The organism is Reichenbachiella sp. (genome assembly GCF_033344935.1).
Taxonomy (GTDB): domain Bacteria; phylum Bacteroidota; class Bacteroidia; order Cytophagales; family Cyclobacteriaceae; genus Reichenbachiella.
Window position 1 is genome coordinate 4,845,641 of sequence record NZ_JAWPMM010000001.1, and the last position, 12,913, is coordinate 4,858,553.

17 protein-coding genes are annotated in these 12,913 nt (G+C 39.5%); 11 read left to right on the forward strand and 6 right to left on the reverse strand.

What is annotated here, in order from left to right:
- Positions 1 to 153 precede the first annotated feature (153 nt).
- A complete protein-coding gene (locus R8N23_RS20745; protein WP_318173524.1) occupies positions 154 to 429 on the reverse strand; it encodes a UBP-type zinc finger domain-containing protein in 276 nt (91 codons plus the stop codon).
- A gap of 264 nt (positions 430 to 693) precedes the next feature.
- On the opposite strand from R8N23_RS20745, the gene R8N23_RS20750 reads away from it, so the two are divergent.
- The 4 genes from R8N23_RS20750 to R8N23_RS20765 all read left to right on the forward strand — a co-directional run bounded on the left by R8N23_RS20750 (position 694) and on the right by R8N23_RS20765 (position 3,319).
- A complete protein-coding gene (locus R8N23_RS20750) occupies positions 694 to 1,164 on the forward strand; it encodes a YHS domain-containing (seleno)protein (RefSeq protein ID WP_318173525.1) in 471 nt (156 codons plus the stop codon).
- A 15-nt stretch (positions 1,165 to 1,179) separates the two neighbouring features.
- A complete protein-coding gene (locus R8N23_RS20755) occupies positions 1,180 to 1,929 on the forward strand; it encodes a DUF2461 domain-containing protein (protein WP_318173526.1) in 750 nt (249 codons plus the stop codon).
- Between the two features lie 300 nt (positions 1,930 to 2,229).
- Positions 2,230 to 2,736, forward strand: coding sequence for an RNA polymerase sigma factor (locus tag R8N23_RS20760; RefSeq protein ID WP_318173527.1), 507 nt, complete (start codon positions 2,230 to 2,232; stop codon positions 2,734 to 2,736).
- A gap of 4 nt (positions 2,737 to 2,740) precedes the next feature.
- Positions 2,741 to 3,319 (forward strand): hypothetical protein, encoded by a 579-nt coding sequence (locus R8N23_RS20765; RefSeq protein WP_318173528.1) that lies wholly within the window; start codon positions 2,741 to 2,743, stop codon positions 3,317 to 3,319.
- Here R8N23_RS20765 and R8N23_RS20770 read toward each other — a convergent pair.
- From R8N23_RS20770 to R8N23_RS20780, 3 genes are all read right to left on the reverse strand, one after another.
- On the reverse strand, positions 3,306 to 3,800 hold the full coding sequence (locus R8N23_RS20770; protein ID WP_318173529.1) for a cupin domain-containing protein: 495 nt from the start codon (positions 3,798 to 3,800) through the stop codon (positions 3,306 to 3,308). The two genes, R8N23_RS20765 and R8N23_RS20770, sit on opposite strands and share 14 nt — an antisense overlap.
- Positions 3,800 to 4,912, reverse strand: coding sequence for a DEAD/DEAH box helicase (locus R8N23_RS20775; protein WP_318173530.1), 1,113 nt, complete (start codon positions 4,910 to 4,912; stop codon positions 3,800 to 3,802). The genes R8N23_RS20770 and R8N23_RS20775 overlap by 1 nt, the downstream gene beginning before the upstream one ends.
- A 68-nt stretch (positions 4,913 to 4,980) precedes the next feature.
- On the reverse strand, positions 4,981 to 5,262 hold the full coding sequence (locus R8N23_RS20780) for a DUF427 domain-containing protein (protein ID WP_318173531.1): 282 nt from the start codon (positions 5,260 to 5,262) through the stop codon (positions 4,981 to 4,983).
- Positions 5,263 to 5,521: 259 nt separating this feature from the next.
- On the opposite strand from R8N23_RS20780, the gene R8N23_RS20785 reads away from it, so the two are divergent.
- From R8N23_RS20785 to nth, 3 genes are read left to right on the forward strand one after another with little or no spacing between them, the layout of a single operon-like run.
- Complete coding sequence (locus tag R8N23_RS20785) at positions 5,522 to 6,121, forward strand: RNA polymerase sigma factor (RefSeq protein ID WP_318173532.1); 600 nt, start codon at positions 5,522 to 5,524, stop codon at positions 6,119 to 6,121.
- Positions 6,096 to 6,326: a hypothetical protein gene (locus R8N23_RS20790; RefSeq protein WP_318173533.1), complete on the forward strand. Its 231-nt coding sequence runs from the start codon at positions 6,096 to 6,098 to the stop codon at positions 6,324 to 6,326. Before R8N23_RS20785 ends, R8N23_RS20790 begins: the two co-directional genes overlap by 26 nt.
- A 45-nt stretch (positions 6,327 to 6,371) precedes the next feature.
- Entirely contained in the window at positions 6,372 to 7,025 is a 654-nt protein-coding gene (nth, locus tag R8N23_RS20795; protein WP_318173534.1) for an endonuclease III, read from the forward strand.
- Here nth and R8N23_RS20800 read toward each other — a convergent pair.
- Positions 7,015 to 8,520 carry a hypothetical protein gene (locus R8N23_RS20800; protein WP_318173535.1) on the reverse strand — a complete coding sequence of 502 codons (1,506 nt, stop codon included), beginning with the start codon at positions 8,518 to 8,520 and terminating at the stop codon, positions 7,015 to 7,017. The genes nth and R8N23_RS20800 overlap by 11 nt on opposite strands.
- 337 nt (positions 8,521 to 8,857) lie before the next feature.
- Here R8N23_RS20800 and R8N23_RS20805 point away from each other — a divergent pair, with 337 nt between their 5' ends.
- Both R8N23_RS20805 and R8N23_RS20810 read left to right on the forward strand, forming a co-directional pair.
- Positions 8,858 to 9,226, forward strand: a complete 369-nt coding sequence (locus R8N23_RS20805; protein ID WP_318173536.1) for a hypothetical protein — start codon at positions 8,858 to 8,860, stop codon at positions 9,224 to 9,226.
- A gap of 30 nt (positions 9,227 to 9,256) precedes the next feature.
- Positions 9,257 to 10,795: a YifB family Mg chelatase-like AAA ATPase gene (locus R8N23_RS20810; protein WP_318173537.1), complete on the forward strand. Its 1,539-nt coding sequence runs from the start codon at positions 9,257 to 9,259 to the stop codon at positions 10,793 to 10,795.
- Here the strand turns inward: R8N23_RS20810 and R8N23_RS20815 are convergent.
- A complete protein-coding gene (locus R8N23_RS20815; protein WP_318173538.1) occupies positions 10,792 to 11,817 on the reverse strand; it encodes an isoaspartyl peptidase/L-asparaginase in 1,026 nt (341 codons plus the stop codon). The two genes, R8N23_RS20810 and R8N23_RS20815, sit on opposite strands and share 4 nt — an antisense overlap.
- 144 nt (positions 11,818 to 11,961) lie before the next feature.
- Between R8N23_RS20815 and R8N23_RS20820 the strand changes: the two genes are divergently transcribed.
- Together R8N23_RS20820 and scpB are read left to right on the forward strand one after the other, a co-directional pair.
- The gene (locus R8N23_RS20820) at positions 11,962 to 12,348 is read left to right on the forward strand and encodes a TraR/DksA family transcriptional regulator (protein ID WP_318173539.1); all 387 of its coding nucleotides are present in this window, start codon (positions 11,962 to 11,964) and stop codon (positions 12,346 to 12,348) included.
- Positions 12,349 to 12,909, forward strand: coding sequence for an SMC-Scp complex subunit ScpB (gene scpB / locus R8N23_RS20825; RefSeq protein WP_318173540.1), 561 nt, complete (start codon positions 12,349 to 12,351; stop codon positions 12,907 to 12,909).
- Positions 12,910 to 12,913: the final 4 nt, after the last annotated feature.

Below are 12,913 nucleotides of genomic sequence, written 5' to 3' on the forward strand. Positions count from 1 at the left end.
TTAGATTATAAAAAAATAAATCTACAGGTGAAGCTTTAATATTAATAAAAGCGTTTGGATTATGGAAGACTAATCAAGGCACATTCTTAACAACAAGGAATGAAATACTAGAATTGTTGCTTCTAATATCATTATTAGCTCATCGGAAAGGATTTATCCGGGTTTAAACTTTTTGTACAAATTATCATTGTAACAATAAGCCCAATACTCATTGGGTTCTGCAGAGGCAATTACTGAATGATTACTTTCTTCATGATGTGCACGGGCATGTTTGTTTTTTGACGAATCACAGCACAAAGTAACCCCACAGGTCTGGCAGGTTCTGAGATGCACCCACGTGGCTCCTGTTTTCACACATTCTTCACACACACCAGCGCCTGATTTGATTTGATTGAGCGCATCGAGATGGTTGCAGGATTTGGGATTCATAGATTACGTCTTGGGTGCTAATCTTAATTTAATGAATAATTATGAATATCCATCTCGCCCAGGCGTGCAACTATAATTCGAAACTTCAGTCTTTTATTCACCTAAGCAAGGTCTTATTTCCTAAAGCCCGATTGAAACTAGAAGCGCTTCTGGTAGATTTCGGGCTTGTTTTTATACTTTTTCAAAATAAATCACTTTGGTTGTCCTAACTTATTGTACTTATTCGTCATACCGCTGAAAAGCAAAGAACTAAATTGAAAAAATATGAAAGCATTAAAAATTGCAGGTATTGTGGTAGCAGTATTGGTTGTTGGGATATTTGTATTTGCCAAAACTAATCATGTGTCTCCATTAGGTATGGTGTCTTCTGATGAGTTTGATACTTACTCAGGTGTAGCAATCAAAGGCTACGACCCCGTAAGCTATTTCGTGTCTGACAAAGCCCAATTGGGATCACAGGAATACCAATACGAATGGAAAGAGGCCAAGTGGTATTTTGTCTCAGAAGAAAACAAAAATGCATTTGTGAATAACCCTGAAATGTATGCTCCTCAATATGGTGGGTACTGCGGCTTTGCCGTGAATGCCGGATTCACAGCAGGAGCTGACCCTACTTCCTATATGATTCAGGATGAAAAGCTCTATTTGTTTAATGGTGCCGAGGTGAAAGCAGAAGCAAAGGCAGGAGGTTCCGCTTTTTTTGATACCTCAAACACCAACTGGAATAAAAAGTAAGAAAATCCTATTAACTTGAACACACCCATCTTTGCACACGTAAGGATGGGTGTTTTTTTATATCAAAACTGTATGATGTCTTCACAATCTTTACTCAATCGACCCTTCATATTTCTAAACAAACTCAAAGTCAACAACAACCGAGAGTGGTTCAACAAGAATAAAGATCAATACCTCGAGGCACATCAGCAAATCATAGCATTTGCAGACCTACTATTGGATGAACTCAATAAGACAGATGTGATCGAAACTCCTACAGCCAAAAAAAGTCTTTACCGAATTTATAGAGACGTTCGGTTCTCAAAAGACAAAACGCCATACAGCCTCTATTTTGGTGGAGGTTTCAGAAGGGCTGGAGCAGAAAGAAGAGGCGGCTATTATTTTCATCTGGAACCTGGTAATACGTATGTAGGTGGTGGCTTCTGGGGTCCCAATTCCCAAGACATGATGCACATACGAAAGCATCTACAACAAGAGCCTGAAATGTTGCGAGACATCATTGCTGACCCGGATTTCAAAAAGAATTTTGGTTTACTTAGAGGCGAACAGTTGAAACGTGCTCCCAAAGGATTTGAGGTGGACGATCCTGCCATTGATTTGCTGAGATACAAACAGTATTGGATACGTCATGAATTTGATATGAAGGAAGTGATGGGGCCTAACTTTCATTTGAGCATAATCAAGCAATTCCACTACATGCGTCCATTTTTTGATTACATGAGCGAGATACTGACTTCAGATTTAAACGGAGAGTCCATCCTATAAATAAAAAATCCCAGGGAACCACCCCTGGGATAAACTCAAAACATAACCAATCAACTAATCTACTTTCGGCCTTCTGCCGAAAACTGCCAACCAGCAGGGCTGCTGGACTGAGCAGTACCACTCAAAGTGGCGATTAATCAAAATCTAAACTCGTAAAGCATTATCCAACTCCTGTGCCAAAACAGGAATAGAAGAGTCAAAATGGGTATTATACCTACGAGTTTTGTTAAAAAAATTTAGTGGTATGTAATTATTGGCAATCCCATAGATACTAGTATCATTGAAATTAGATAACTATCTATGGATTCAATAAAGCAGGAAGAAATATTTCAAGATTGGTTGGCAAGATATAAAGCGCTGTTTTTCAAATTTGTTAGAGCTTATGCATTCAAGAAAACAGATCAGGACGACTTGTTTCAGGAAATATGTATTCAAGTATGGAAATCCATTCCAAACTTTAGAAATGATTCGGCCGTATCCACTTGGCTCTATAGAGTGACCATGAACACAGCTCTCTCATGGGTCAGAAAGGGAAAAAAACACGCCAACTCGAAACCAATAGATGGCTATGAACCTGTTGTAACCACATACCAAAGTGATGATGATCGTTTGGAGTGGCTTTATGAACAAATTGCTCAACTCAATAAAGTAGATCGAGCGCTTTGCCTTTTGATGCTAGATGGATTCAACTATAAAGAGATGTCGGCTATGCTAGGAATTTCTAGTAATAATGTTGGTGTGAAAATCAATCGCATCAAAAAAAAATTAATTGAAAAATCTAAAAAACTTGTCAACGATGAACTTTGAGGATATGCAAAAAATATGGGATAGGCAGAATGGGAAGACACTATTTGCCATTGATGAAAATAGCTTAAAAAAACAAATGAGAGTAAAAATTAATAAAGCCAATAAATCAGTTGATGTGATGGAATACGGCATTATTATATTGAACACAATAGTGGCTACAGTATTGACCTATCGTGGGATCGAATCTGGCAAATATCTAACTCTCATGACAGCCGGAGTATCATTTGCCATCATGCTGTATATGCTAGCAAATCGAGCAATGAGGAAGAAAAGGGAGATAAGATACGACGGAACCATGTTGTCGAGTTTGGATAATGCCATATCCAATCTCACTTATCATATGAATAAAGCAAAGAACTTTATTTGGTGGTACTTAGCTCCTTTTGCGATGACTACACTGGTCTCCATGTTTTACAATTTTGATCGCAATAAAATATGGATTTGGGTATTCGTAATACTAGCGTACCCTTTGGCGTTCTGGATGACAAAATGGGAAGTGAGAAGAGTTCACCTCCCAAGAATAAAATCACTAAAATCACTAAAAAATCTCTTGCAAAAAGAAAGTGACCTTATTCACGAGTGAGTAATTCAATCAACGCAAAATGATCTGGAAAAGAGTGGATCAATTCCGCTCTTTTTGCCATTTCAAAGTCCTCGAAATCAAAGCCAGGCGCAACCGTGCAACCAACTAATGAATATTCTCCACCATCTTGCACCTTTGAGGCAAACCAGCAATTAGCCGGTACTACGGCTTGCGGTACTTGCCCCTTCTCCAGTTCGAGGCCTAATATGATTTCATTGGTCTTCCCATTTTCATCAATGACGTATATACTCAATGCATCTCCTGCATAAAAATGCCACATCTCGTCAGATTTGATTCGATGAAAAGCAGAGAAATTTTCAGATGTGAGTAAGAAATAAATGCCGGTAGAGACATTTCTACCAGAAGGAAAATCCGTGAATTCGGCAGATACAGAAGAACGATAGGTTTCTTTGAAAAAGCCTCCTTCTGGATGTGGCTCTAACTCTAATCGCTCAACCCAATAATTAGCAGGCTTGCGCATCAATCCTTTATTCGCTTCATTTTGATTTTAAGGTTTTGCTCGTAAAAGTGAATGCGTTTAACCTCTGCTTCAGATACCAAACAAAGTGAGAGACCATTCAATCCTGCTCGACCTGTTCTGCCACTTCTGTGAGTAAAATATTCCAAATGCTCCGGCACCTGGTAATGCACCACATAAGACAAGCCTTTGACATCGATCCCTCTTGCGGCTACATCCGTAGAAACTAAAATCTGCAAACTTTCATTCTTGAATGCTCGCATGACTTTATCTCGCTCCTTTTGTTTCATATCACCTTCAAGCGCTTCTGTCGAAATATTTTTCGATTGTAGTTGTTTACTTAGGGTCTGAGCAGCTGCCTTGGTATTACAAAAAATCAAGCCTCTATTCTCTTTCTGCGACCGAAGAAAAGACAACAACACTTTTACTTTATCATTTGGGTCGCAAACCACATATTGATACTCAATATTTTCATTCGCTCCTTTCTTTTTGAGCTCTACTCGTTGTGCATTTTGAGAAAGGTAGGTTCGGATCATTTTCTTTACGCCTTCAGGCATGGTAGCCGAAAACAACCATTTGTTGCTTCTAGTCGCAGTCTCATCTAAAATCTTGTTTAGGTCTTGTTTGAAACCCATACTCAGCATCTCGTCAGCTTCGTCTAGAACCACAGTTTGTACATGATCTAAGGATACAGCTTTGCGCTGCAGCAAGTCGACCAATCGACCAGGTGTCGCTACTAATATTTGTGTCGGCCTTTGTAATCTACTGATCTGCTCATCGATTTTAGCCCCTCCGAACACTGCTTCAGTAAATACCTTTTCGGAATATTTCGTGAATTTGAAAAGCTGCTTAGCTATCTGCTGGCAAAGCTCTCTGGTAGGGGCTAGCACTAAAGCTTGGATATTTTTTTCCTTCGGGTCCACTAATTCCAAGAGCGGTAATCCAAAAGCAGCTGTCTTCCCTGTTCCAGTTTGTGCTTGTCCTACAAAATCAGTTTGACCCTGAACAAGAATAGGAATGGCTCTTTCTTGGATTTCGGAGGGTTCTTTAATACCCAACTCATTCAATCCTTTAATTAATGACTTTGAAATACCTAATGCTGAAAATGAAGACACGGTGTGCTGTATTTAAATGAAGACACAAAGATAGGTAGCACCATCCACACCTCTCTACTATTAGTTACTTACTTCACTACCTCCACACCTTTCCAAAAAGCCACATAGCTTTCGATATTCTTTGCCAAGTCCGACGCTGAGGGGTAAAACCAAGCCGCATCCTTGTTGCTTTCACCATTTACTTCTACTGTGTAATAGCTTGCAACCCCTTTCCATGGACAATTGGTGTGCGTATCACTCGCTTTGAAAAATTCACTATTAATGGATTCAGCTGGAAAATAATGGTTGTTTTCCACTACCAATGTGTCCTCGCTTTCCGCTAAAACTTGTCCGTTCCAAATGGCTTTCATATTTTTCTTGTTTTATTTAAGTCATAACCCACTTAGGGGTATACCAGTTCCATTATTGTCTTATTAATCGAAAGTACTCCTACTTTGATCGAAATTTATAGCAGTATACCTGTATAAAATAGAACTTTCAAAAGATTTAATTTTTGTAAGTAGTCGGTTGGAGTTCGGATGAACTGCTGCCTTTCTAAAAAAACTCATTCTTTAACCAAACACTACAATATGGTCTAGACAAGTACGTTAGAACAAAAGTGTTATACAGATGAATAATTTTGGTGTTAGTGATAGCTTATTAGTATCACATTACAAAAACGGTAGCGAAGAGGCGTTTGAAGAGTTGGTGGCTCGACATAAGTCTCGTGTTTTCACTACTATTTACTTGATTGTAAAAGATAAATATGTGGCTGAAGATCTCCTTCAGGAAACGTTTATCAAAGTTGTAAAGACGGTCAAATCTGGTAAATACAATGAGGAAGGCAAATTCCTACCGTGGGTGCTGCGCATTGCGCACAATTTAGCGATTGACTTTTTTAGAAAAGACAAACGCTACCCAACTATTGTAATGGAAGATGGAAGTGGCGTATTCAATACTTTGGATTTCGCCGAAGACTCTATTGAGTCCGTTCAGATCAAACAGGATACTAATGCGTTATTAAAAAAACTTGTACAGGAATTACCCGAAGTACAAAAGGAAGTTTTAATAATGAGACACTATATGCAAATGAGTTTTCAAGACATTGCAGAGTCCACTAACGTCAGTATCAATACAGCTTTAGGTCGGATGAGATATGCCTTGATCAATTTGCGTAAGAAAATGCAAAAATTGAACATCGCTTATGATCACCACTTTTACCGAAAATGACCTGCTCCGCTATTTATATGGAGAGTCAACTGAGAATGAAAAAACCGACATTGAAAACGCATTAGTTTGCGACTCTGAACTCGAAGCCAAATTTTTTGATTTAAAATTAGACAGCTCCATGCTAGATGGGCTATTCTTTGATCCTGCGGATTTCAGTCTCGACAAAATATTCAATTTTTCTTCTGGTTACCAATCTGGTTCATAGCAGTCAGAAATTAATTTTTGCTATACTTTTTTGTACATTCGAACCATGAACAAAAAAGAGCGGTATCAATTTTTTATTGACTATTTCAGCCAGCATCAGCCCGAAGCCGAAACGGAGCTGCATTATGAAAACCCCTACCAACTCATCGTTGCTGTTGCCTTAAGTGCACAGTGCACAGATAAACGTGTGAACATGGTGACTCCTGCCATATTTGAATCTTTTCCTACTCCAGAAGCACTAGCAGCATCCAACTTTGATGAGCTTTTTCCATACATTAGATCCATATCCTACCCTAACAACAAAACCAAACATCTTCTAGGCATGGCAAAGATGTTGGTCGAAGATTTTAATTCTGAAATACCTTCAGACCTCAAAGAATTACAAAAGCTCCCGGGCGTAGGAAGAAAAACAGCCAACGTAATAGCATCGGTTATTTTCAATCAACCAACCATGGCCGTTGACACCCATGTTTTCCGAGTTTCGAAACGACTAGGCCTTGTTACTCAGACCGCAAAAACACCGTTAGAAGTAGAAAAGCAATTGGTCAAATACATCCCAGAAGAACATATTCCAAAGGCACATCACTGGCTTATACTCCATGGCAGATATATCTGTCTAGCCAGAAAACCACAGTGTGACCAATGCAAAATTTCACTAATGTGCAGGTATTATGAAAAAAATGTGCTCCCTAAGAATTAGTCAACTTCAGCTTACTCACCGTTTTCAAAACCACCTCCCATAAATACTCATACGGTAAAATCTCGAAGTCAGAGAATGGTGGGTATGATCTTTTCTCTTTCATCTTCGCCAAATACTTTTCGGTTTTTGGTCTTGTTTTTTCCACGTTAAAATCTGACGTTTTTAAAACTTTGAGCATTTTGTAAAACTGCTTTTCTCTTGGATTCTTACCTGGCTCATTGAGATGTTTGAAGAAATAATTTTCCACTTCATCCAACTTGTTCATAGCCAAATCCAATCTATCCTTATTCACATGGTGAACAAATTCAAGTAGTGGTAAACTTATGTAGTAGCCCTTGGACTCAATGTAATAGAATTCTGCTGCTTCATGCACATCACTAAACCGAACACGCTTCAGCATATCCTTGCCAGGAGTCGCAAAATTCAAGTAGATTCTAAACACTTTCCAGCGACCAATGGTGGCTTCGGAAGCTCGCGTATAGTTCGGGTTCTTTAGAACTTCCTCAAGGATTTTCTTTGCCAATTTATAATCTTGATTGTGCATAGCCAACAAGAAATAGGTTTCAGAATGATCGAACCAACGCTCGGTTGATTTGTTCATAAATTTAAACCCAGCCTTGGCTTCTACATAACCCTCTTTGTATTTTTCGGATGCCAGTAGCGCTCTACTAGCCAAATAGCTATTATAGCCATGGTCAAACCGCTCCGGTTCCACCTTAGCTTTTCCAACCGTTTTTACCGCCTCATGAGTAAATTTATGTAACGCACTAAAGTCCTCTTCGAGTAAAAATATCCAAACCTTTAATTGATAAAGGTTTAGAAAAATGTTGATCGACTTTGTAGTCTTATACGCCTTTTCAGATTGCTCAATAGATTTCCTCAAATGATCCTGACAAGTGTTTCTGGAATGGATAGATTTTGACATCAACATCCTCATTCTCAAGAATAAATCCTGATTCTCCTTTTCAATTTGAAGTAACTTCCGAAGTTCCTCTAGCCTTTTCAAGGCCAGATCAAAATCTGTTGGTTTACAATCATGCGAAAGAATATCCCTTTTCAACTCCCATGCCTCTACCAGTGCCGGAGTGATTTGATTTTCTTCAGCCAACGTAATGCATTTATTCAACTGCTTGTCTGACATAGCATGCTCACCCAGTTTGAAAAGAATATGCGCCTTATGCAAGTACTCTTTGCATTCTAGTTCCACTTTAGTAGAATGAGTAAAACCAGGCTCGTCAAAATCGATGTGATAGAGTAAGTCGTAGAGTTTATGTCTCAGACGAGATTTCAACATTCGAAACCGCTGATCATAAATATCCGACTGATACATTCCCTCAGCCGCACTTTCGTCTGTAGGGTACAATCCGTCGAGAACCCCATTGTAAAGCTGTTGCTCTTTACCTGGGTTTTCAACGTCGCCGGTTAGGTTGATTACGTCAAAGTTACTTTTTAGACCATGGGTAACCAGGTCGACCAACTTATTAATCTCTTTCATGCTGCCATTAAGTTTAGTTTCTGACTACACCATTTCATAGCTGGCTGCTGACACCAGACATAAAATTGATCTTGCCAAAAAGGATATTATTTTTCTCAATATGCAATATAAAATATTGAGTGCTGTTTTCCGCGTAATTCATGTTAAATGCCTCTTCAGATAATCAGGTTGCTATTCAATCAGAGAATAATTCAAAACTGAAAAAGGAATAAGAGGCTTTGATAGATAAAAATTAATTTAATATTTAAATTAGTCTCAACATTGTGAAACACCACTTGACTTAAAGTTATTTTACAATGAATATTAATCAGCTATTATTCATTCAACACAAAAACGCATGAAAAAATTCAAGACCTTTTTCTACGGTATTTACATCCTTTATTTTTTCTTCTCTTCTTTCATTGCGTTTAACTATGAAAACATTGTATTACACTGGGATTGGGACTGGATCAGTACATGGACAGGACTAATTAGACTGGTTCTACAAATGGGTGTTGTAGGAGTCATTCTATTCTTGACTGAAATCATCGTTGAAAATATTCACCTCGCAACCAAACGAAGCAAAATCAAATCGCTGGAAAAGGAAGTCACGGATCTGAAGGCCAAGTTGTATGATAAATCTAACGAGCCAGCAGAACCTGAACCAAAACCTGAACCGACTGAGGAGAAAAAAGAAGAAGATTCTCAGAGCCCTGCCAGCGAATAGTAAACCTTAACTAACTGACCACCTATCTAAATGTTAGCCAAAACTTTCGGGAGTGCAGTATACGGAGTAGATGCTCACATCATTACTATAGAAGCCAATGTAATTGCCGGCACTAAATTTTTTATGGTTGGTCTTCCAGATTCAGCCGTGAAGGAAAGTGAGCACAGAGTAGAGTCTGCGCTTAAACAAAATGGTTATCTCATGCCTAGGCAAAAAGTAATCGTCAATCTTGCTCCTGCTGATATTAAAAAAGAAGGATCTTCTTATGACCTTCCCATTGCACTAGGCATTCTCAATGCCTCCGGTCAACTAGAGCTTGATGGACTTGAAGAAAGCATTATCATGGGAGAATTATCCTTGGATGGTACTATTCGACCAATAAAAGGAGCATTGCCGATTGCTATAGAAGCGAGAAAGAGAGGATTCAAATCTTTTATTCTTCCAAAAGAGAATGCTTCTGAAGCCGCTATAGTAGACAACCTTGAAGTTATCCCTGTAGATTCATTGCAAGAAGCGATTGATCACCTCTCAGGTACTCAACGCATTGTGCCCTTGGAATACGATACTCGGGATATGTTTCAAACACATATCAACGAATATGCAGCTGATTTTGCCAATGTGCAAGGGCAAGAAAACATCAAACGTTCGCTCGAAATAGCTGCCGCCGGTGGACATAATGTAATCATGATTGGCCCCCCTGGGGCAGGAAAAACCATGCTGGCCAAACGACTACCTTCCATTTTACCTCCATTGTCTCTTCAAGAATCACTGGAGACTACAAAGATTCACTCGGTAGCGGGTCAGCTCAAAGAGAACTCCTCCTTGATAGCAACAAGGCCATTTAGATCTCCTCATCACACTATTTCTGACGTCGCACTGGTCGGCGGGGGAGGCATTCCTCAACCTGGTGAAATCTCATTAGCCAATAATGGTGTATTATTCCTGGATGAATTGCCTGAGTTCAAAAGAACGGTACTGGAAGTCATGCGTCAGCCGCTGGAAGAGAGAAAGGTAACGATCTCCCGAGCTAAGATTTCAATTGAGTTTCCGGCCAACTTTATGCTGATCGCCAGTATGAATCCTTGTCCGTGTGGGTATTACAATCATCCAGAAAAAGAATGTGTTTGTGCCCCTGGTGTAGTACAGAAATATTTAAACAAAGTAAGCGGTCCACTACTGGATCGAATTGATCTTCATGTAGAAGTGACGCCTGTGTCTTTTGACCAACTGACGGAAGATCGAAAAACTGAAAGCAGTGAGGTTATTCGAGAAAGGGTGATAGAGGCTCGCATGATTCAGCAGGAACGATTTAAAGATCATCCTGAGATCTTTAATAATGCCATGATGAATTCTCAAATGGTAAAATCCATTTGCCAAATCAATGCCGCCGGGAAAAGTTTACTCAAAACAGCCATGGAAAAACTCGGGCTTTCAGCACGTGCCTATGATCGTATTTTGAAAGTTGCTCGCACCATCGCTGACCTCGCTGGAAAGGAAGACATTCAAATCGAACATTTAGCGGAAGCTATACAGTATAGGAGTCTCGACCGCGAAGGATGGGCTGCTTAGCCCTCGATTTTGTAGATATAGGTTCGTGCTTTCCCTTCCTTTTGAATATAACCTCGATACATGCCTGGCGTATTGAAAGTCATTGATATATTTCCTTTGACATCGAGAGCTACTACTCCTCCACCACCGCCTATTTTCACTAGCTTTTCCATGACAACATTTTCGGTAGCGGCACCTAATGGAACCTTTTTATACTCCATCATAGCTGCAATATCGTAGGCCACCACATTCCTGATGAAATATTCCCCATGACCAGTTGCTGAAACGCCACAAATTTTATTAGCGAAGGTGCCAGCGCCAATTACTGGTGCATCGCCAATACGTCCATATTTCTTGTTCGTCATACCTCCGGTAGAAGTAGCAGCACAGATATTTCCATTCGTGTCTAAGGCTACAGCGCCCACGGTTCCATACTTATAATCCTTCCATTTTTTAATACTTCCTTCTTCATTGGACTTCTCAGCATTTTTCAGTTTATCCAATTGCATCTTTCTTCTCTTCGTAAAAAAGTAAGAAGGATCTACTAGCTCAAGGTTTTGATCAGCTGCAAACTGCTCAGCACCATTTCCAGACATCATAACGTGTTCTGAATTGTTCTTCACAGCTTGAGCAGCTAGGATTGGGTTTTTTATGGTTTTTACTCCAGCTATTGCTCCCGCAGACCCATCACCACCATTCATGATAGAAGCATCCATTTCATTCGTTCCTTCGTTGGTGAAAACCGCACCCTTTCCTGCATTGAACAATGGGGAGTCCTCCATAATCATAATGGCTGCGATCACCGCATCCTCAGACGTTCCTCCGCTGTTCAAAATATTATAACCAGCATTAAGTGCCTCTTTCAGTTTTGTGTGATAGGCCTTTTCATCCTCCGGAGTCATATTTTCTTTTAATATGGTCCCAGCCCCACCATGTATCACCAGTGTTGGGCCACCAGAAGACTTAATATTCTGCGCACACAGGCGAGCATGGTTAAAAACAAAAAAGGAAAGAAATACGAAAAATAGAATACACTTTTTCATAGTAGGGCTGCGTTTAAATGTCATTAGCTAAACTAACTAAATGACTTAGAATTAAATATTTTGAGTCACTACATTTTTTCCTTTTGTTTTTAATTGCGTTGAAGTAGATTGCGCAAAATACCCTTGGATTAAAATGCTATAAATATGAGCAATGGAGAGAAAACAAGATATTCTCAAGAAGAGCTAGCTGAATTTGAAGAACTGATCAATGGAAAACTTGACAAGGCAAAGAGCGAATTGAAATACATCAAGGAGTCTTTGACTAGAAGTGGTGATTCAGGTACAGACAGCACATTTGGGAATGTGAAAACACTAGAAGACGGTGCCGATACTGCTGAAAAAGAAAGTTTGAACCAGTTGGCAGCCAGACAGCAAAAGTTTATCACCAACTTAGAGAATGCCTTAATTCGTATCAAAAACGGAACTTATGGCATCTGTAAAGAAAGTGGCAAATTGATAAGTAAAGAAAGATTGCGTGCAGTACCACATACTACATTATCAATCGACTCTAAACTGAAGCAAAGTAGCTAATTGGACTTTTTGGCTAATCATATCGAAGCACTTATCTTTTGTTCGCAAAAACCCATTACGGACAAGGAGGTAAAGGATTGCTTGACAGAAATGTTTGAAGCAGAAGTGCCTTTGAAAGACATCCATGATGCCATAGCCAAATTGCAAGAAAAGTATAAAAGCGAAGAATACGCCTTCGAACCAGTTCAGAGTGGGGGCGGCTTCCAGTTTTTAACTAAACCTGCCTATCAAGCCAGTATTGGAATTCTCCTTAAACAACAATCCAAGAAACGCTTATCCAATTCAGCGCTTGAAACATTATCGATCATAGCCTACCGACAGCCTATCACCAAAGGGGAAATGGAACAAATCCGAGGAGTCAACTGTGACTACTCTGTTCAGAAACTTTTGGAAAAAGAACTCATCGAAATCAAAGGCAAATCAGATGCTGTAGGCAGACCAATTATCTACGGCACAAGTCAAAATTTTACCGACTACTTTGGCATCAATGATTTAAGTGAGCTGCCTACGCTTAAGGATTTCGAAAACAAAGAAAACGAAATAGGCGACGAGAAAGAGTAGGTAG

Coding starts and splice junctions, on each gene's coding strand:
- R8N23_RS20745 (WP_318173524.1), bottom strand. CDS start 429: ATGAATCCCAAATCCTGCAACCATCTCGATGCGCTCAATCAAATCAAA.
- R8N23_RS20750 (WP_318173525.1), top strand. CDS start 694: ATGAAAGCATTAAAAATTGCAGGTATTGTGGTAGCAGTATTGGTTGTT.
- R8N23_RS20760 (WP_318173527.1), top strand. CDS start 2,230: ATGGATTCAATAAAGCAGGAAGAAATATTTCAAGATTGGTTGGCAAGA.
- R8N23_RS20765 (WP_318173528.1), top strand. CDS start 2,741: ATGCAAAAAATATGGGATAGGCAGAATGGGAAGACACTATTTGCCATT.
- R8N23_RS20770 (WP_318173529.1), bottom strand. CDS start 3,800: ATGCGCAAGCCTGCTAATTATTGGGTTGAGCGATTAGAGTTAGAGCCA.
- R8N23_RS20780 (WP_318173531.1), bottom strand. CDS start 5,262: ATGAAAGCCATTTGGAACGGACAAGTTTTAGCGGAAAGCGAGGACACA.
- R8N23_RS20785 (WP_318173532.1), top strand. CDS start 5,522: ATGAATAATTTTGGTGTTAGTGATAGCTTATTAGTATCACATTACAAA.
- R8N23_RS20790 (WP_318173533.1), top strand. CDS start 6,096: ATGATCACCACTTTTACCGAAAATGACCTGCTCCGCTATTTATATGGA.
- nth (WP_318173534.1), top strand. CDS start 6,372: ATGAACAAAAAAGAGCGGTATCAATTTTTTATTGACTATTTCAGCCAG.
- R8N23_RS20800 (WP_318173535.1), bottom strand. CDS start 8,520: ATGAAAGAGATTAATAAGTTGGTCGACCTGGTTACCCATGGTCTAAAA.
- R8N23_RS20805 (WP_318173536.1), top strand. CDS start 8,858: ATGAAAAAATTCAAGACCTTTTTCTACGGTATTTACATCCTTTATTTT.
- R8N23_RS20810 (WP_318173537.1), top strand. CDS start 9,257: ATGTTAGCCAAAACTTTCGGGAGTGCAGTATACGGAGTAGATGCTCAC.
- R8N23_RS20815 (WP_318173538.1), bottom strand. CDS start 11,817: ATGAAAAAGTGTATTCTATTTTTCGTATTTCTTTCCTTTTTTGTTTTT.
- R8N23_RS20820 (WP_318173539.1), top strand. CDS start 11,962: ATGAGCAATGGAGAGAAAACAAGATATTCTCAAGAAGAGCTAGCTGAA.